Raw genomic sequence first — 17,128 nt, 5'->3', positions numbered from 1 at the left:
TTTATTCTTAATTTTTGCAACACTACAAAAAAAGTATCGTCTATAAGGCAAGAAAGTATTAATGAGATCAACCAAACAAGTACATCAAACTATTATTGATCAATGCAAAGACAATAATGCAAAAGCGCAAATGCAATTGTATAATTTGTATTGTAAGGCAATGTTTATTATATCTTACAGATATGTAAATGATAAATGTGTGGCAGAAGATGTAATGCAAGAAGCCTTTATAAAGGCGTTTAAAAATATAAATAGTTATAAGAATGAAGTCCCTTTTGGAGCTTGGTTAAAAAGAATTGTAATTAATCAAAGTATCGATTATTTAAAGAAAAAGAAATTAGAATTAGTATCTATAAATGAAGAAGTTACCACTAAAGTGGATGAAGATGATTGGAAAGTTGAATGCAATATTTCTATTGATGCTATTGTAGAAAAAATAAACAATTTAAAGGATAAATACAGATTGGTTTTAACATTATACTTGTTAGAAGGTTATGATCATCAAGAGATTTCGCAAGTATTAAATATTACAGAAAATACGTCTAGAACTCATTTATTAAGAGGGAAAAAGTTATTGAAAGAACAATTAAAAAACACGAGTTATGCAGCAGGATATTAGAGAAAAATTAAAAGATTACAAAGATGATAATATCGAATTATCAAAAAAACATAGCAATAAGTTTGAAGCTTTATTGCAGCAAGAATTACATCAAACAAAACCTAAAAACAAACCTTTTTTATGGTTATCAATAGCAGCTTCAATATTATTGTTGGTTAGTTTAGGTATTCAGTTTTATCCATCAGAAAATGTTGAAGAAATTCCGACAAAAAATAAAACGAAAGAGATAACTTTAGGTAATATATCACCAGAATTTAATACCATAGAAACCTATTATGTAAATAGTATTAATCTAGAAATTAGTCAATTAGATTTGTCCGAAGAAAATAAGGATATCGTAGATGGCTATTTATTAAAGATTGCAGAATTAACACAAGAATACAAATCATTAACCAAAGAGCTCAATACAAATGGGGTTAATGACGCAACTATAGATGCATTAGTTCGTAATTTACAATTACGCTTACAGCTTTTACAACGTTTAAAAAAGCAATTAAAACAACTCAAAAATTTAAACACTACACAAAATGAAACACAGATTATATAAACCTATTATTACTTTTATTGCCATTGGTTTTTTAGGAACCTCATTTGCACAAAAGTTTGATAAAAAGTTTACCGAAAATTTTAAAACCAATAAAGATGTAGAAGTTGCTATAAATGCATCAAATACAGATATTAATGTAACAATTTGGAACAAAAATGAAGTACAAGTAGAAGCTTTTATAGAAATTGAAGGAATATCTAAAGAAGAAGCTGAAAAATATTTTAAAGATTGGCAGTTTGAAGCTTTAGGAAATTCTAAAAAAGTAAAAATAACCTCTAAAGGTAGTAATGCTTTTAATTTTAAAAACGATTTTGTTTTTTTTGATAATATGAATTTCGATTTTGAAATGCCAGAAATCAACTTACCAGAATTTGAAACAATTGTAATACCAGATATGGATTTTGATTTTGACTTCGATTTAGACCTAGATTTTGATAATATTTTTGATGATTTAGATAAAAATATGGGTAAAGATGGCAAATACGAATTTAGATGGAAAGATGATGATCATAACATAGAAATTAACTCAAAAGAAGAATGGGAAGCTTTTAAGAAAACCAAAGAATACGAAAAGCTTAAAAAGAAACTTACTTTAGATAAAGAAAAAATGCGCAAAGAATTAGCAGAGTCTAAAGCCAAGATGAGAGTTGAATTGAAGAAGGTTAAAGAAGAATTTCAAAAAGTTGACAAGGAGGAAATTCGTCAACAATTAGAAAAAGCCAAAAAAGAACTTAAAAAAATGAATTTCCATTTTAACTCAGAAGATGAAGATGTAATTATTAATGGTAAGAAAATAAATATTAAAAAAAGATTAGAAATTAAAGTTCCAAAAGATGCCACTTTTAATTTAAATACACGTCATTGTAAAGTAAAATTACCAAATACAGTTGCTTGTGGTAATGTAAAATATGGTTCTTTTTTTGCAAATAATTTAAAAGGGGGAGAATTAACTATAGATTATTCTCAAGTAATTATTAATGGTTTGTTTTCTAGTGATTTATCTTTAAATAACGTTGTAGATGCAAAAATAGCCTTTATTCAAAATTCAATTTTGAATAATAATTCTTCAAATGTAGAAATTCAAGTCATAGATAGAAATACCGATATTTCTGATAAATTTGGTGAGTTACTTATCAATGAATTAGATTTAAATTTTGGTGAACTTATTTTAAATACAAGTCATTCTAATGTAATTATTAATCTTAATAAAGTAAAAACTTCACTTGCTTATGATTTGATTAAAAGTAGATTAGATGATATGTCAAATAATTTTAATAAGTTGATTTTTTCTTCTGATACTTTTATTACTAAGTCAGGTATTATTAACAGTATGCAAAAAAATTCTTTAGAAGTAAACTCTGAATATAGTACTATATTAATTAAGTAATTTGATTTAATATTTTTACCAAACTTCTAACAATTTCCATTTCGTTATTCTTCTTAAAGTGTCTATATTTGAACCCTATAAATAGTCACTTTTTTAATGGAACTCTACAAAGAAAATCAGCTTAAAGTTTACAATTCGTTATCAAAATCTAAAGAAGATTTTAACCCCATAACAGAAGGTTATGTAGGTATGTATGTTTGTGGACCAACAGTGTATAGCAACGCACATTTAGGTAATGTAAGAACCTTTATGTTCTTTGATGTTGTATACAGATATTTATTACATTTAGGTTATAAAGTACGTTATGTACGTAATATTACAGATGCAGGTCATTTAGAAAATGATGCTGATGAAGGCGAAGATAAAATTGCTAGAAAAGCACGTTTAGAGCAAATAGAACCTATGGAAGTTGTGCAGCGTTACACCGTAGATTTTCATGATGTTTTAAAAAATTACAATTTTTTACCACCTAGTATAGAACCAACTGCAACAGGTCATATTGTTGAGCAAATAGAAATGATTAAAGAAATCATAGAAAAAGGCTTTGCTTACGAGATTAATGGTTCTGTTTATTTTGATGTACATGAGTACAATAAAAAAGAAAACTACGGAATTCTTTCTGGTAGAAAAGTAGAAGACTTATTAAATAATACTAGAACTTTAGACGGGCAATCTGATAAGAAAAATCCACAAGATTTTGCACTTTGGAAAAAAGCCGATGAAAAACATATCATGCGTTGGCCTTCTCCTTGGAGTGATGGATTTCCTGGTTGGCATTTAGAGTGTTCTGTAATGAGTACAAAATATTTAGGCGAAAGTTTTGATATTCATGGAGGTGGAATGGATTTAAAATTCCCACATCATGAATGTGAAATTGCTCAATCGCAAACTTGTTCTGGTGTAAAACCAGTAAATTATTGGATGCATACAAATATGCTTTCTTTAAACGGACAAAGAATGTCTAAATCTACGGGGAATTTTATTTTACCAAATGAAATTTTAACAGGAGAAAATGATGTTTTACCAAAAGCATTTTCGGCTTCTGTAGTGCGTTTCTTTAATATGCAAGCCAATTATAGAAGTATTCTAGATTTTTCTGGTGATGCTTTAGAAGCTTCTGAAAAAGGACACGCTAAATTAATGGAAGCTGTTTCTTATTTAGACAAAATAGAAGCTGGTAAATCATCTACTTTTGATGTACAGCAATGGAAAAGAGATTGTTATGCAGCAATGAACGATGATTTTAATACACCTATTTTAATATCAAATTTATTTGAAGGCGTAAAAGCAATCAATCAAATAAAAGAAAAGAAAGCAACTTTAACTGCAGATGATTTAGCAGAATTTAAATCAACATTAAACGCTTTTGTTTTTGATGTTTTAGGTTTAATGAACGAATCTAGTAAAGATAATTCTGAGAAAGTTAAAGGAGTCGTGGAGTTGTTAATAAAACTAAGAAAAGAAGCCAGAGAAAACAAAAACTGGGCTTTATCAGACCAAATTAGAGACGAGTTAATTGAACTTGGTATTCAATTAAAAGATGGTAAAGAAGGCACAACTTTTTCGGTAAACTAATAGCCCATCCCAACCTTCCCAAAGGGAAGGAGTTCTAAGGTTGATAAAAAATTGAACTTAAAAATATAGGATATTTTAAATTAATGAAGAATAAAGTAAAAAAAGAAACAACTCGTAAATTCCCCCATTGGGGGTTAGGGGGCTTCTTCATTTTATTAGTTCGTTTTTATCAAGCAGCAATATCACCTTACACACCAGCAACTTGTAGGTATTCTCCAACATGTTCACATTATACCATAGAAGCTTTGCAAAAACACGGTTTATTTTATGGAGGTTGGTTATCTTTGAAGCGAATTTTTAGTTGTCATCCTTGGGGAGGAAGTGGTTATGATCCTGTACCCGAAAAAAGAGAAAAGTAATTTTACTTGAATCTTAAAATTTAAATATTGAATTATAGTTTATGAATTTTTTAGCAATAGAGTGGGATCCATCATTAGGTATAGACCTAGGTTTTTTTACTGTTAGATGGTACAGTTTAATGTTTGTTGCCGCTTTTTTATTGGGTTTATATCTAATGAAAAAAATATTTGTAAAAGATGAAATTCCGGCAGAAAAATTAGACACACTTTTTATGTACGTATTTGTATCAATGTTGGTTGGTATGCGTTTGGGTGATGTTTTCTTTTATAGTTGGGATTATTATCAGCATCATTTATTAGAAATTATTTTACCAATGAAAAAAATAAATGGGAGTTGGGAATTTACTGGCTATACAGGTTTTGCGAGCCATGGAGCTGCTATTGGTATTCCTATTGCATTATATTTTTATTCTAAAAAACATTTACAAAAACCTTGGTTATTTATTTTAGATAGATTAGCAATAATGGTGGCTTTAGCAGGTTTTTTTATTAGACTAGGTAATTTCTTTAACTCAGAAATTTACGGAAAAGAAACAGGTTCTGACTTTGGTGTAATTTTTAAAGGAGCAGGAGAAACTGCAGCAAGACATCCAACTCAATTATATGAGGCATTTAGTTATTTAGCTTTATTTTTTGTGATGTGGTTTATCTATTGGAAAACCGATAAAAAACAAAAATTAGGTTATTTATTTGGCTTATTTATGATTGTTTTATGGTCTTTACGTTTTTTTATAGAATTCTTAAAAGAAGCACAAGTAGATGGACGAGAAGATTGGGTTTTCAATTCTTTAAATACAGGACAAGTGTTAAGTATTCCTTTAGTTTTAATAGGAGTTTATTTAATGTTTAGAAAAACAAAAACAGTTAAAGAAACAGTGTAATGGATAAATTAAAAGAAAGATGGGGTATAGAAAATAATTGGGCTATTTTCTTTATTTTTTGTGCTTTTGCTGTAAATGGTTCTTTTGCAGCTTGGGTTGCAAAACCCGTTACTAGTTTTATTGGGTTAACTCCAGAAACTCTAAATCCTTGGTTGTATTGGCCACTTAGAATTTTACTAATTTTTCCTATTTATCAATTAACATTACCAATTGTGGGTTGGTTATTTGGTCAGTTTAAATTCTTTTGGGCTTTCGAAAAAAAGTTTTTAGGCAGATTAGGTTTAGGCTTTTTATTTAAAGAAAATAGTTAAACGTCTATTGTAGTTATTTCTTGTTCTTCATTTTCATCATCACCTTTTTTAATGATGTAAGTGTAAATCCACATTAATGTAAATGTTGGTATAATATCAGAAAAAGGAAAAATTTCTTCGAAGAAACTAATAATACCACCTATTTTACCTTTGGTACCTTTGTACATTCTTGTCATTACATAACTAGAAATAGGAGCCCAAGCAAAATCTAAAAAAGGAACAGGTATTAAACCAACAGCATCTAAAGCTATGCTATAGATTAATTTTTTATATTTTATATTCATATTTAATATCAATTCAAAATTCTTGCCAAAAAACAATTTTCTGAAATAGAATGCTATAAGTTTGCTAAAAGTAATTAATCAAAATGAATTTTAAAGATTTTACTGATAAAATTGACGAGATAAAGTCAACAAAATTAGGAGGTTTAGAGGCTCAGTTTATTATGGCGCCAAAACTTCGATTAAAATTTGATAAAGAAAAGATTGTCGCCAGTAATCCTAGAAAAGCTGCAGTTTTGGCATTATTTTATCCAAATGATAAAAACCAAACGAATTTACTTTTAACACAAAGAGCAAGTTATAAAGGCACACATTCAGCTCAAATTAGTTTTCCAGGTGGTAAAATTGAAGAAAATGATATAAACTTAGAAGCAACTGCTTTACGAGAAACTTGGGAAGAAGTTGGAGTTCGATCATCATCTGTAGAAATAATAAGAGAACTGACAGATGTTTATATACCACCAAGTAATTTTTTAGCAACGCCATTTATTGGTTATGTAACTAAAAGACCAAAGTTTATCTTAAATCACGAAGTAGCAAATACTATTGAGATTTTAATCACAGATTTATTGAACGACAAGCATTTAACTACTGTAAACTTATCAACCTCATATATGAAAAACATAGATGTGCCTTGTTTTAAAATTAATAATCATATTATTTGGGGGGCTACAGGTATGATGCTTTCAGAAATTAAAGAACTACTAAAATAGCTAATTGTTAAATTGTTTTGTAGTTTTGCCTATAAACCAAGTAAAAAAACTATAAATGCCTTTATTTAAAAGGAATCCTTTTGGACATTATTTATTCATAAAAAAGTTTATTATCCGACTTTTTGGAGTAGTTTCTCATGGACGCTACAGAAAGTTTAACAATCTTAATATAGAAGGTTCTGAAATTTTAAGAAATCTACCAGATAAAAATGTTTTATTCATTTCTAATCATCAAACTTATTTTGCTGATGTTGCTGCGATGTTTCATGTTTTTAACGCATCTTTAAGTGGTAGAGAAGATTCTATCAAAAATATAGGTTACATCTGGAATCCTAAATTAAACGTTTATTTTGTGGCTGCTGGCGAAACTATGAAAGCAGGTTTATTGCCAAAAATATTTGCGTATGCAGGTTCTGTTTCTATTGATAGAACTTGGAGAAGTGCTGGTAAAAATGTAAACAGACAAGTTAAAAATTCTGATATTTCTAATATTGGTAAAGCTATAAAAGATGGTTGGGTTATTACCTTTCCTCAAGGAACTACAACTCCTTTTAAGCCAATTAGAAGAGGTACAGCGCATATTATTAAAACTTTTAAGCCTGTTGTTGTGCCAATTGTAATTGATGGCTTTAGACGTTCTTTTGATAAAAAAGGATTAAGCATAAAAAGAAAAAACGTGCTGCAATCTATGGTAATAAAAGAGCCATTAGAAATTGATTACGATAACGAAGAAATTGCAGAAATTGTAACTAAAATAGAATATGCTATAGAACAGCATCCTTCATTTTTAAAGGTATTATCTCCTAAAGAAGCAGAAGAATATTTAAAAGAAGAAGAAGAGTTAAATAAGCAACGCACTTTTTGGTAAGTGTATTTATTAATTAACTTTAAGGAGATTTTAAATTAATTATAATAATTATAAATCTGATAAATAAACAAGGCAATACCAATAAAGATCAAGTACCAGTTAATTGCTTTGTAAAATGCAGGAAATTGTTTTTTATTTCTAAAAAGTGTAATTATACCTATAATTGGTATTAATGCCAAAACTTGTCCTAATTCTACACCTAGATTAAAACACAAAATTTTTGCTAAAAATTGATCGTTTCCAATATCAAAAGACTGTAATCTTGTTGATAATCCGAAACCGTGTATCAAACCAAAAAGACCAACCATCAATAATAAATTGGGTGCTTTAATTTTTAGTTTTTTAAATCCGTTTAAATTTTCAAACCCTTTATAAAATACACTCAAGGCAATAACTGCATCTACAATATGTTCATTTGCAGTTATACCAGTATAAGTAGCACCAATTAAAGTAATACAATGGCCAATAGTAAAAAAGGTTATAAACTTTAAAATATCTTTAAAGCTTTTTAAGTAAAATACTACACCAGCTAAAAAAAGTAAATGATCGTAACCAGTTAGCATATGTGTTGCACCAACTTGAATGTAAGCCCACAAGCCTCCAGTGCGCAATAATTCTTGATCTGAACTTGTTACATCATGAGCAAAACTTAAAAAAGGAACAAATAATAGCAATAGAGGTAAATATCTCTTTAAGTTAAATTTCATTATTTATCCTTGTTTCTAAAGAATAAAAATAAAACACCAACAGCTAATATACTTCCTAGAATAAATACCCAAGTTGGTATTTCATTTTTATGATCATCATCATGTGCATGTGCGTTATTATGAGAGTGACCAACTTCAAAAGTAAGTGTAGCCCATTTAGATTGATGTGTTAACTCATCAGAATCTGTAACATTAATCATACTTATGGTACGCATAAAATAAATGCCTTCTTCTTTTAGATTTACAGTAACTATACCTTTACTGTTTGTATGTAATTGTTGCCCATTTGTATGTGTATGATCTTCGGTATCGTCATGCGAATGCATTTCTCCATCGTGAGTATGTTCATCATTTTCATTATGATGAGAGTGAGCATTAGCACTTTTAATATTATCAGCAAAAACCAATTGATTAGCTATTGGTTTACCATCTAACAATAATAAAATATCGATGCTGTCTCCACTATATTTTTGGTACGGATTAGCTTGAGGAACAAATTCAATAGGATAGCCTAAAACAGTTTTCCAATCATCGGTTTTTACATCACCAACTTGATAGATTGCTTTTACGTGTTTCTGATAATTCTCAACAGCATCTTGTTCTAGTAAATTATTTTTTGTTCTATAATCTAGCATATCAAAAACACCATCGCTATTTAGATAAGCATTAAATTTATCTGCAGTAAGTGCTATATTTCTTGCTTTAGTAGATACACCTGCAACATAAGTTCCTGGATTACCAGTTTTAAATTTTAACTGAGTAATTGTGCTATCTTTATCTTGCCAATCATTGGTGTTTATGGCTTTTCTTTCTCCTTGCGAAACTACAGAAGCATCAATAATACGATCTCTTGTGATTATGTTTTCGCTGGTTTCAAAAGTTCCATTATACAGACTTAAAGTAGCTTCTTGATTTGCTTGTAAAAAATAGGTACCCATTTTTAAATATAAATCATGACTACAAAAAACAATGAAGGCAGCTATCAGAAAAAAATATTTAGAGAAATTAATAATACTGTTTTTGATTGTTGTTCTTGTGTTTGAATTCATATTTTATTCTTAAAGGTTGGTTAGCTTTTTTATTACAATTACTTGTTAATCTTAGGAATAACATTTAATTAATGATTGATAACTTACTGAATTTTTATAACTCTAAATATAAGAGTTATCTTTCTAGATGTTCGCTATTTTAAAATTTTATGAATTTATTAAGAAATCAAGGTTTCTTGTTTTTTGACTATTCCAAATTATTATGATGTTAAAAAGCCTCTAAATATTGATATATAGAGGCTTATGAGAAAAATTTTTGTTTTTATCTATACTCAGGATTTTCGAATCCCCAACGTTCTCCATCATCCCAGTTTTGGCGAGAGTTACCGTAATTCGGGTATCCGTTATTGTTTTTTAGCATTAAAGCTAAGTGTAGTAAATTGTAAGTCATAAAAGTGGTGTTTCTGTTCGTAAAATCGCTGTTAAAACCAACAGGGTTATCTAATTTTTCTCCTTTCCATTCTTTATCACCATAACTTGGTCCTGGGCCTACTTTTCCAATCCAACCACAATCTGCTTGAGGAGGAATTGAATAACCAATATGTTGCAACGAATATAAAATACCCATTGCACAATGTTTAATTCCGTCTTCATTACCAGTTATAATACAGCCACCAACTTTACCATAATAAATATATTGGCCTTTATCATTCGTTTGTCCACTTAATGCATATAATCTTTCTATTAATTTTTGAGCTTCAGAAGATTTTTCGCCTAACCAAATAGGTGTCCCAATAATTAAAATATCAGCATCTAAAATTCTTTTAGATATTTTAGGCCACTCGTCAGTATCCCATCCATATTCTGTCATATCAGGATAAACGCCACTTGCAACTTGATGATCTATCAATCTTAATTCGTCAATTTGAACATTTTCTTTGGTCATAATAGCTTTAGAAACGTTTATTAACGAAGCTGTATGACTTTCTTGTGGTGATTTTTTAAGTGTACAGTTTATGTAAATTACTTTTAAATTGCTAAAATCTATTTTTTCTTAATTTGATAATCTTTAATTTTTATTTGATTGATTTTAAGAAGTATAAATGTCTAATTTAACGAATAAAAACGAAATCGATTTTTAAGAAAAAGGAGGAAACTAAATCTAAGAATGTTTTGTTTGATCAATTTTTTTCTTAATAAAACAGTTTTTATTTAAAAATTTCTTGTTCATCTGTAAAACTTTTAAACTCTAAAGGATTATTACTAAAATCTAAAATAAACATCGTTTTTTGTGCTCCTTTTTTACCCATATATCTTTCTTGAGGTTTAAAAATGAAATCTAGATTATTTTTTTCTAATCTATCATAAACATCAGAAAATGTAGTGTTATCTATAATTGCACCAAAATGTGGTATAGGAACTTTAAGACTATCTACTTTTCCACAATAATCTAAATCAGGAATATTATTTGAAACGTGAGCAGATAATTGATGACCAAAAAAATCGAAATCAACCCAATCTTCTGTTTGCCTGCCTAAATTGCAACCTAATATATGATGATAAAATTGAATTGTGCTTTTAATATCTTTTACTTTAAATGCAAGGTGAAATTTGTAATCCATAGTTTAATATCCTTTTTTTAATGATACAACATTTAGCAAGTGCTCATTATTTAGAAAGCGTTTGTAATTTTCTATAATTTGATTTGTGGCTGTTTTTACATTTGTTAAACTTGCTATATGGGGTGAAATTTGAATTTTAGAATGTTGCCAAAAAGGATGTTCTTTAGGTAAAGGTTCTTTATTAAAAACATCTAAAAAAGCTCCAGAAAGAGTGTCATTATTTAGTTGATGTATTAAATCTTTTGTTATTAAATGCTCGCCTCTGCCCACATTAATGATAAAAGCATTTTTGGGTAATTGCTGAAATGTTTTTGTATTTAAAATCCCTTTCGTTTTTGGGGTTAAGGGCAATAAATTGATTAGGAAATCAGAATTATTTAAACATAAATTGAATTCATTTTCACCAGAAAAACTTGTAACATTTTCAATTTGTTTAGCAGAATTGCTCCAACCTTTTACATTAAAACCAATTTGGGCAAATTTTTGAGCTACATAACTACCTATCTTGCCTAAACCTAAAATAGAAACTGTTGTATTATTTATTGATCGATAAGCAAGTTGTTGCCATAATTTTTGATTTTGTTGTGCAGCATATCTGTTCATATTCTTTAATTCTGATAATACAATTGTGAGTAAAAATTCCCACATATCATCAGATAATTTTTCATCAACAATGCGTGTAATTATTTGATCTTTTTTTACAGTTTGTGAATTTATAATATGGTCAATAGAAGCACCAACAGAATGAATTACTTTTATATTTGGGATTTTTTTTAAAATATGTTTCTTAGGTTTCCAACAAATAACAAATTCAACATTTTTATTATTTTTTACATTTGGGTAAACTTCAATGGTTTCATTGGGTAATTTTGTCTCCAATTCTTTTTTCCAAGGATTAACGTCTTTGTTTTCAAAGATTAATAAAATACTCATATTCTATTTTTTTAACAAAGATAGATTTCATTTTATACAATTTAAAATAGATTATTGTGATATTTGTTATATTCACAATGGAAATAATGTAATTATGTTCAATTTAAAGTTGATTCAATGGTAGATGAAATAGATAGAAAATTACTTGATGTTTTAAAAGAGAATTCTAGATTATCTTTTGCTGATTTAGGAAGAAAAATAAATTTATCTCCTTCTGCAGTTAGAGAGCGAGTTCAGAAGTTAGAAGAATTTGGAGTTATTCAGAAATATGGAATTCAGTTAGATCAAAAAAAACTGGGTAATGATATTGAAGCCTTTATTTTATTAAAAGTTTTTCCGGGTCAATTAGTACATGTTCTTGAAAAAATAAAAACTTTTGATGAAATTATGGAGACTTATCGGATTACAGGTAGTCAGAATATTCATTTAAAAGTTGCTGTTAAGAATCAGTTGTGTTTGCAAAAATTATTAGATGAACTAATGATTTTTAGTGATACAAGTACTTTTTTAATTTTATCTGAAGTATAGTTTTAGGTTTTTTATAATTTGGAATCTAAACATAGGTACTATTATTAATAAAACAAGAGCAACAAACACAGCTAATATTCTCTCTAGTATTCAAGGAAATAGGATTGAAAACGGCATTATTTTTAATCGTAATTACAGATGGATTTAAAAAGTTTGAAATGACTCAATAGGTGTCACTATAATAATAAAATCGTCTAGAAGTAGTGTAAGAGGTAAAAGTAGAATAAGTAAAGTAGTCAATAGGAAGTTACGAAACCTCTTGTTTCTCTTTGCTTATACAGCTTACAAGCAAAATAAATGATGTCGTGAGATTTATGAGTGAATTGTAGACAATGGAAAGAGTAAGAAATTGGCTTTAATAGCAGTTTCAAATAAACTGATAAAACAGAGTTTTGCTATTGTAAAATCAGGTTTACAACATAACGAAACGTACGTTTCTGTTTTATCAAAATAAGTAGTAATTACATAAAAAATAAAAGCTCAAAATACTAATTCATAGCATTATGAGCCTAGAGTAATAGTGTGTAAATTTAATGAAGAAAAGAGTTGTTTTTTATCTCAGTTCTTTGTTGTGCCCAGTTATTTTAATCGATAGATTGTTTTATTTTTTTCTCCTATTTTTTCAAATAAATCCAATTCTGCTCCTTTTTTTAAATCTCTACTTGCTGTTGAAGAAGAAATATCCTTAAAAATATTCATATAATCTTTTCTTGTAAATTCAGTTTTATTTAAGGAAACATAATATTCTAATCGGTCTTTTTCACTTATGTATTATCCTGATATAGGTTGACCTTTTTTTAGATTAATTTATATCGTTCAAAAGATTTTTTTTAGCCGTTTAGAAGGCAAAAAATAATTTAAACTATTTTTGTTCTTAAATTTTAAGTTCAGTCAAATTTACATTATTTTTTCTGTATGATTTGTATTTGATATTCGGATTTAAATGTACTTCAGCAGGTTTTCTTAAGTCTAGGCTAAAATGTGTTCTTAAATTATTGTAAATAAAAACGGCTTGTTTTGCAGTTTCTTGAGCAATAGATGTATTTTTCATCAGATTTCTTAGCCCATATTCATATTTTAAAGTTCTATTAATTCTTTCCGCAATTGCATTTTCGTATGGATCATATTGTTCTGTCATACTCATAATTATTCCATTTTCTTCAGCAAATGCAGTGTATTTAGGATTACAATATTGAAACCCTCTATCAGAATGATGAATCAGTTTTTCATTCGGGTATTTTCTATTTTTAATAGCCATAGCAAGTGCATCTTTACAAAGTGATGTCCTCATATGATTATCGAGTTTATATCCCATAATTTGTTTAGAATATGCATCTGTTACAATGGCTAAGTAATTGTGTCCATTTTCCGTTTTAATGTAGGTTATGTCGCTAACCCACAGTTGTTCAGGTCTAGAAGGTACTTGGTTTAGAATTCGGTTTTTATACTTTCTAAATTGATGGTTTGAGTTTGTAGTTGTTACATAGTTTTTAAGTTTAGGAACCAGTAGGTTGTGTAGTCTTAACACATCATAAAACTTGTCTCGACCTATTTTGATGTTTTGGTTAATAAAGTCTTGTTTTAGTTCTGTATAGAGCTTAATACCACCAGTTCTCATACCCACTAATTTACGATAATCCTGTACCATTACAATAATTTTCTGATGGTTTATTTGCTTGTTTTCTTGTGTTTTAAGTCTTTTGTAATAGGCTTGTTTACTGATCCCAAAATATTCATAGAACCACTTGACTTTAAAAGGTTTTTCTTTTTTAGTGCTATCTCTTTTGCTAATATTTTGGGTAACGACTTTTTTGCCAAATCGACTCCAGTAATGATTTCCATATCAGCAATAATATCTTGTTGAAATTCCTTTACAAACTCCAATTCCTCAATACGTTCCTTTAGTTTTTTAATTTCGTCTAATTTACTCATACCAGTATTTTGTTGGACTAAAGTACTATATTTTTTAATCCAATAGGCAATTGTAGTTCTAGGAACATTATATTTTTTGGAAGCAAAGTTTGAAGAAATCTGACCATTCTGAATTTGGTCAACGACGAATAATTTGAGTTCTAAAGTAGCTTTTTCGTACGCTTTTTTTCGCCAGGGTTGTTTTTGTGTTTTCATAAGTGACTATAATTAAGTGCTTAATTTTTAGTCAACCTATTTCAGGAAAGTAATTTTCTTTAATGTTTGCCAACGGTCTAATATAAGAATAGTAGCGGAATTTTACGCACTTACTTTTCGGTTAAACATTGACCTTTTTTATATTTACTTACTTTATTTTTAGCGATTAAGCCGCTATTATTTTTATACATTGTTGTGTTTTCGTACTTTTTTTCCGCAAACTTGCTAGCGTTGGTAAAGACATACTCTTTTGCAATTTTTGGCTTGTGTGGTGGCTTTAGCGAATTGCAAATGTGTACGGCTTTCAGCGTTGGCTTATCCGTTCACAAATATGTGATTCGTAAACAAAGTATGTGGTGCACTCACTAAATTAATATCAAATTTCAATGAAGGCTCAACTCGCGAACTTGCATTATGAATTCTAAAAGATATTTGCCAACCTTCGTTTAAGGAAACCAATAATGTTGTTGTCGAGTTTTCTTGATAAACAATTTCGATTAATCTTGTCGGCAATTTTAGTTTAGGAATTTTTGCTTTTGGTTTTATTTTCTCAAATGGCAGATTCAAAGTTCCGTGTAAATTGTAAGCCTGAATTTCAACTTTCTTTTTACCTTTAATTACTTTGTAAAAATCTTGATTTCCGATTAGATATTGAACTAAATTTTCTGCAACAATACTTGGGTTTTCTTTGTCTAAACGAAGTAATTCTTTTCTAAAAGCATCTAAAATTGGGATATATACAACTTGGTGCATATTTTCGATTGAAGTCCATTTCGTTGATTTATCTTTTGTTCTCAAATCAGCGAGCATATCAAATATTGGATTGATTTCTTTAAAATAGTTATCCGAACAAGAAACGCCTAACCACTTTTCTCCAAAGTTGATTTTGTTAGATAATCTTGAATGCTTAACTGCTCTGTGATTATTTTTTGCAGAAATCCCAATCTCCCATTTTTGTAAAGAGCGAATCATTAAAACGTCTCGTACATCTCCAGTTTGCCCAGCTTGGTCGCTTACTAATTCTAAAACCAAAATATCATCTTCGCTAATTCCATTTGATAACCTAGGTTCAATGTCAATGAGGAAATTAATTGATGCACTTGCTGTTATTCTAAAAGTGTCTTGTTCAGATTCGCAGAAACTATCAAAAAAGCCTTTAGCTGTTTTGTAAGGTTCATTTTCTGTTATCGAAACGCTTGTAATTGTTTTTAAACGTTCGTAAAATTCAAAGAGTAAAGCATACTCGAAAGCTTTACCATTAATAGTTTGACTAGCCATAAATTATGAAAGTGTATTTTCTAGTTCCAATTTTTTCTTCGTAACTCGTTTTGGTTTCTTTTCTGCACTCTCAATTTGAGATTTAATACTTATGGCAATATGTTTAGCCAGATTTACAGGAACAGCATTTCCTATCATTTTATATCCAGCAGCAATATGTTTGTAATGAAAGATAAAATTGTTTGGAAAAGTTTGAATTCTTGCACATTCTCGAACACTTAATCTACGATATAAATCTTCTTGTCCTGGAACAAAAACACGAATGTTTTGTTCAATGAATTTCATTTTTGGTGCTTGAGGATGAAGTGGTGCGTGTCGTCCACCTGCTTGTATTGTAAAAGATTGTTCGTCCCAACTTCTTACTCTATTTCTTGACATAAACATTGAAGAAAAACCACCAATCATATATTCGTGATTTGGTACTTTACAATTTTCTTTGTTTGTTTTGTTACCTTCTTTTGCAGGAACAACGGAATCTTTTAAATCCGCTATCTTTTGCTCAAGTGTAACTTTCTTTTTTAATGGTTGAGGAAATTGAAATTCAAAATCTAGGTCTTCTCGAATGCCAACAAAAAATACTCTTTTTCTATCTTGAGGTACATCAAAGTCAGATGCATTTAATAATTTAAAAGACAATCTGTAGCCAGCATTTTTAAACATTTCTTTAATATTTTTTAAAGCTTCGCTATGTCTTTCCAATAACATTCCGCTCACATTTTCGGCAAGAAAGAACTTTGGCTGTTTAGCTTCTAATATTCGGATAAAGTCATAAAATAATTGTCCCCTTTTATCATTTATTCCACGTAATGAACCAGCTTCACTCCAACTTTGACAAGGTGGTCCGCCAATAATTCCATCACATTCTGGAACTTCGTCAGATTCTATATCTACGATACTTCGTCTGTCAAGTATTGTACTTTTATGATTCTTTTCGTAAGTTTCCCAAATATCTTTGTCATATTCGTTTGCCCAAACAACATTAAATCCTGCTTTTTCAAATCCTAAATCTAATCCGCCAGCTCCTGCGAAAAATGATACTACATTCATATGTTATTGTGTTTGAAGTGATTTATTAAGTGTTCTTCTGTATTCTGCTTTTTCCTCGGCAACTTGCAAAAGTTGTTTTGTACAATTTGTTTCGTAAATATGTTTTCCAATTTGGTCAGTCACATATTCATTTCGCAATTCCGTAAGATTGAGTTTGAAGATTTTGGCAAGTTTTGGTAAGCGTTTTTCATCGAACTCTCGTTTTCCGTTCTCGATTTTGCTCAAGTTTGCAGAGTCCAAATTCAGTTTGGCCGCAAGTTGAGTTAAAGTCAATTCGTTTTCGTTTCGTAAAAGTCGGATGTATTCTCCAAATGTGGTTTTCATAAGACTTGTCATTTTTTGACAAATTTAAATGA

At 29.1% G+C, this 17,128-nt stretch carries 21 protein-coding genes and 2 pseudogenes; 11 read left to right on the top strand and 12 right to left on the bottom strand.

The window, feature by feature from the left end; translation table 11 throughout:
• The first annotated feature begins 61 nt into the window (after positions 1-61).
• The 7 genes from BW723_RS16155 (at position 62) to BW723_RS16125 (ending at position 5,679) form a co-directional block, all read left to right on the top strand.
• Positions 62-619, top strand: coding sequence for an RNA polymerase sigma factor (locus BW723_RS16155; protein ID WP_068359705.1), 558 nt, complete (start codon positions 62-64; stop codon positions 617-619).
• Entirely contained in the window at positions 603-1,166 is a 564-nt protein-coding gene (locus BW723_RS16150) for a hypothetical protein (RefSeq protein ID WP_068359707.1), read from the top strand. Before BW723_RS16155 ends, BW723_RS16150 begins: the two co-directional genes overlap by 17 nt.
• A complete protein-coding gene (locus BW723_RS16145) occupies positions 1,147-2,553 on the top strand; it encodes a hypothetical protein (RefSeq protein ID WP_068359710.1) in 1,407 nt (468 codons plus the stop codon). Before BW723_RS16150 ends, BW723_RS16145 begins: the two co-directional genes overlap by 20 nt.
• 96 nt (positions 2,554-2,649) lie before the next feature.
• A complete protein-coding gene (cysS, locus tag BW723_RS16140) occupies positions 2,650-4,128 on the top strand; it encodes a cysteine--tRNA ligase (protein WP_068359712.1) in 1,479 nt (492 codons plus the stop codon).
• Between the two features lie 83 nt (positions 4,129-4,211).
• Positions 4,212-4,487 carry a membrane protein insertion efficiency factor YidD gene (gene yidD / locus BW723_RS16135; RefSeq protein ID WP_076686427.1) on the top strand — a complete coding sequence of 92 codons (276 nt, stop codon included), beginning with the start codon at positions 4,212-4,214 and terminating at the stop codon, positions 4,485-4,487.
• A gap of 41 nt (positions 4,488-4,528) precedes the next feature.
• Positions 4,529-5,368, top strand: a complete 840-nt coding sequence (gene lgt, locus BW723_RS16130) for a prolipoprotein diacylglyceryl transferase (protein ID WP_068359714.1) — start codon at positions 4,529-4,531, stop codon at positions 5,366-5,368.
• Entirely contained in the window at positions 5,368-5,679 is a 312-nt protein-coding gene (locus tag BW723_RS16125) for a DUF6787 family protein (RefSeq protein ID WP_068359715.1), read from the top strand. Before lgt ends, BW723_RS16125 begins: the two co-directional genes overlap by 1 nt.
• Here BW723_RS16125 and BW723_RS16120 read toward each other — a convergent pair.
• Positions 5,676-5,963, bottom strand: coding sequence for a hypothetical protein (locus tag BW723_RS16120; protein ID WP_068359717.1), 288 nt, complete (start codon positions 5,961-5,963; stop codon positions 5,676-5,678). The two genes, BW723_RS16125 and BW723_RS16120, sit on opposite strands and share 4 nt — an antisense overlap.
• A gap of 83 nt (positions 5,964-6,046) precedes the next feature.
• Between BW723_RS16120 and BW723_RS16115 the strand changes: the two genes are divergently transcribed.
• On the top strand, positions 6,047-6,673 hold the full coding sequence (locus tag BW723_RS16115) for an NUDIX hydrolase (protein ID WP_068359718.1): 627 nt from the start codon (positions 6,047-6,049) through the stop codon (positions 6,671-6,673).
• A gap of 55 nt (positions 6,674-6,728) precedes the next feature.
• Entirely contained in the window at positions 6,729-7,541 is an 813-nt protein-coding gene (locus BW723_RS16110; RefSeq protein WP_068359719.1) for a lysophospholipid acyltransferase family protein, read from the top strand.
• Positions 7,542-7,576: 35 nt separating this feature from the next.
• Here BW723_RS16110 and BW723_RS16105 read toward each other — a convergent pair whose 3' ends face one another.
• From BW723_RS16105 to BW723_RS16085, 5 genes are all read right to left on the bottom strand, one after another.
• Complete coding sequence (locus BW723_RS16105; protein ID WP_068359720.1) at positions 7,577-8,248, bottom strand: HupE/UreJ family protein; 672 nt, start codon at positions 8,246-8,248, stop codon at positions 7,577-7,579.
• Positions 8,248-9,186, bottom strand: a complete 939-nt coding sequence (locus BW723_RS16100) for a DUF4198 domain-containing protein (RefSeq protein WP_068359721.1) — start codon at positions 9,184-9,186, stop codon at positions 8,248-8,250. The genes BW723_RS16105 and BW723_RS16100 overlap by 1 nt, the downstream gene beginning before the upstream one ends.
• Before the next feature lie 373 nt (positions 9,187-9,559).
• Complete coding sequence (locus BW723_RS16095; RefSeq protein WP_068359723.1) at positions 9,560-10,285, bottom strand: flavodoxin family protein; 726 nt, start codon at positions 10,283-10,285, stop codon at positions 9,560-9,562.
• A gap of 160 nt (positions 10,286-10,445) precedes the next feature.
• A complete protein-coding gene (locus BW723_RS16090) occupies positions 10,446-10,859 on the bottom strand; it encodes a VOC family protein (protein ID WP_068359728.1) in 414 nt (137 codons plus the stop codon).
• 3 nt (positions 10,860-10,862) lie between these two features.
• Positions 10,863-11,792, bottom strand: coding sequence for a 2-hydroxyacid dehydrogenase (locus tag BW723_RS16085; RefSeq protein WP_068359730.1), 930 nt, complete (start codon positions 11,790-11,792; stop codon positions 10,863-10,865).
• Positions 11,793-11,909: 117 nt separating this feature from the next.
• On the opposite strand from BW723_RS16085, the gene BW723_RS16080 reads away from it, so the two are divergent.
• Together BW723_RS16080 and BW723_RS18180 are read left to right on the top strand one after the other, a co-directional pair.
• Positions 11,910-12,320 (top strand): Lrp/AsnC family transcriptional regulator, encoded by a 411-nt coding sequence (locus BW723_RS16080; RefSeq protein WP_068359732.1) that lies wholly within the window; start codon positions 11,910-11,912, stop codon positions 12,318-12,320.
• A 35-nt stretch (positions 12,321-12,355) separates the two neighbouring features.
• A pseudogene (locus tag BW723_RS18180) lies at positions 12,356-12,774 on the top strand (transposase); the annotation flags it as partial.
• Between the two features lie 99 nt (positions 12,775-12,873).
• Here the strand turns inward: BW723_RS18180 and BW723_RS18175 are convergent.
• The 6 genes and pseudogenes from BW723_RS18175 to BW723_RS16055 all read right to left on the bottom strand — a co-directional run.
• Positions 12,874-13,088 (bottom strand): annotated as a pseudogene (locus tag BW723_RS18175) (Fic family protein); the annotation flags it as partial.
• A gap of 106 nt (positions 13,089-13,194) precedes the next feature.
• On the bottom strand, positions 13,195-14,043 hold the full coding sequence (locus tag BW723_RS16075; RefSeq protein WP_226789300.1) for an IS3 family transposase: 849 nt from the start codon (positions 14,041-14,043) through the stop codon (positions 13,195-13,197).
• Positions 13,989-14,447, bottom strand: a complete 459-nt coding sequence (locus BW723_RS16070; RefSeq protein WP_076686423.1) for a helix-turn-helix domain-containing protein — start codon at positions 14,445-14,447, stop codon at positions 13,989-13,991. Before BW723_RS16070 ends, BW723_RS16075 begins: the two co-directional genes overlap by 55 nt.
• Positions 14,448-14,762: 315 nt before the next feature.
• Positions 14,763-15,725: a HaeIII family restriction endonuclease gene (locus BW723_RS16065; protein ID WP_068359802.1), complete on the bottom strand. Its 963-nt coding sequence runs from the start codon at positions 15,723-15,725 to the stop codon at positions 14,763-14,765.
• Positions 15,726-15,728: 3 nt separating this feature from the next.
• Complete coding sequence (locus BW723_RS16060) at positions 15,729-16,772, bottom strand: DNA cytosine methyltransferase (RefSeq protein WP_068359800.1); 1,044 nt, start codon at positions 16,770-16,772, stop codon at positions 15,729-15,731.
• 3 nt (positions 16,773-16,775) lie between these two features.
• On the bottom strand, positions 16,776-17,096 hold the full coding sequence (locus BW723_RS16055) for a helix-turn-helix domain-containing protein (RefSeq protein ID WP_068359804.1): 321 nt from the start codon (positions 17,094-17,096) through the stop codon (positions 16,776-16,778).
• Positions 17,097-17,128 lie beyond the last annotated feature (32 nt).

Origin of the sequence: Polaribacter reichenbachii, from assembly GCF_001975665.1 — a bacterium.
Taxonomy (GTDB): Bacteria; Bacteroidota; Bacteroidia; order Flavobacteriales; family Flavobacteriaceae; genus Polaribacter; species Polaribacter reichenbachii.
The sequence above is the reverse complement of the archived record's forward strand: the minus strand, read 5'-3'. Positions and strand labels throughout refer to the sequence as shown.

Coding starts and splice junctions, on each gene's coding strand:
- BW723_RS16155 (WP_068359705.1), top strand. CDS start 62: ATGAGATCAACCAAACAAGTACATCAAACTATTATTGATCAATGCAAA.
- BW723_RS16150 (WP_068359707.1), top strand. CDS start 603: ATGCAGCAGGATATTAGAGAAAAATTAAAAGATTACAAAGATGATAAT.
- BW723_RS16145 (WP_068359710.1), top strand. CDS start 1,147: ATGAAACACAGATTATATAAACCTATTATTACTTTTATTGCCATTGGT.
- cysS (WP_068359712.1), top strand. CDS start 2,650: ATGGAACTCTACAAAGAAAATCAGCTTAAAGTTTACAATTCGTTATCA.
- yidD (WP_076686427.1), top strand. CDS start 4,212: ATGAAGAATAAAGTAAAAAAAGAAACAACTCGTAAATTCCCCCATTGG.
- lgt (WP_068359714.1), top strand. CDS start 4,529: ATGAATTTTTTAGCAATAGAGTGGGATCCATCATTAGGTATAGACCTA.
- BW723_RS16125 (WP_068359715.1), top strand. CDS start 5,368: ATGGATAAATTAAAAGAAAGATGGGGTATAGAAAATAATTGGGCTATT.
- BW723_RS16120 (WP_068359717.1), bottom strand. CDS start 5,963: ATGAATATAAAATATAAAAAATTAATCTATAGCATAGCTTTAGATGCT.
- BW723_RS16115 (WP_068359718.1), top strand. CDS start 6,047: ATGAATTTTAAAGATTTTACTGATAAAATTGACGAGATAAAGTCAACA.
- BW723_RS16110 (WP_068359719.1), top strand. CDS start 6,729: ATGCCTTTATTTAAAAGGAATCCTTTTGGACATTATTTATTCATAAAA.
- BW723_RS16105 (WP_068359720.1), bottom strand. CDS start 8,248: ATGAAATTTAACTTAAAGAGATATTTACCTCTATTGCTATTATTTGTT.
- BW723_RS16100 (WP_068359721.1), bottom strand. CDS start 9,186: ATGGGTACCTATTTTTTACAAGCAAATCAAGAAGCTACTTTAAGTCTG.
- BW723_RS16090 (WP_068359728.1), bottom strand. CDS start 10,859: ATGGATTACAAATTTCACCTTGCATTTAAAGTAAAAGATATTAAAAGC.
- BW723_RS16085 (WP_068359730.1), bottom strand. CDS start 11,792: ATGAGTATTTTATTAATCTTTGAAAACAAAGACGTTAATCCTTGGAAA.
- BW723_RS16080 (WP_068359732.1), top strand. CDS start 11,910: ATGGTAGATGAAATAGATAGAAAATTACTTGATGTTTTAAAAGAGAAT.
- BW723_RS16070 (WP_076686423.1), bottom strand. CDS start 14,447: ATGAAAACACAAAAACAACCCTGGCGAAAAAAAGCGTACGAAAAAGCT.
- BW723_RS16065 (WP_068359802.1), bottom strand. CDS start 15,725: ATGGCTAGTCAAACTATTAATGGTAAAGCTTTCGAGTATGCTTTACTC.
- BW723_RS16060 (WP_068359800.1), bottom strand. CDS start 16,772: ATGAATGTAGTATCATTTTTCGCAGGAGCTGGCGGATTAGATTTAGGA.
- BW723_RS16055 (WP_068359804.1), bottom strand. CDS start 17,096: ATGAAAACCACATTTGGAGAATACATCCGACTTTTACGAAACGAAAAC.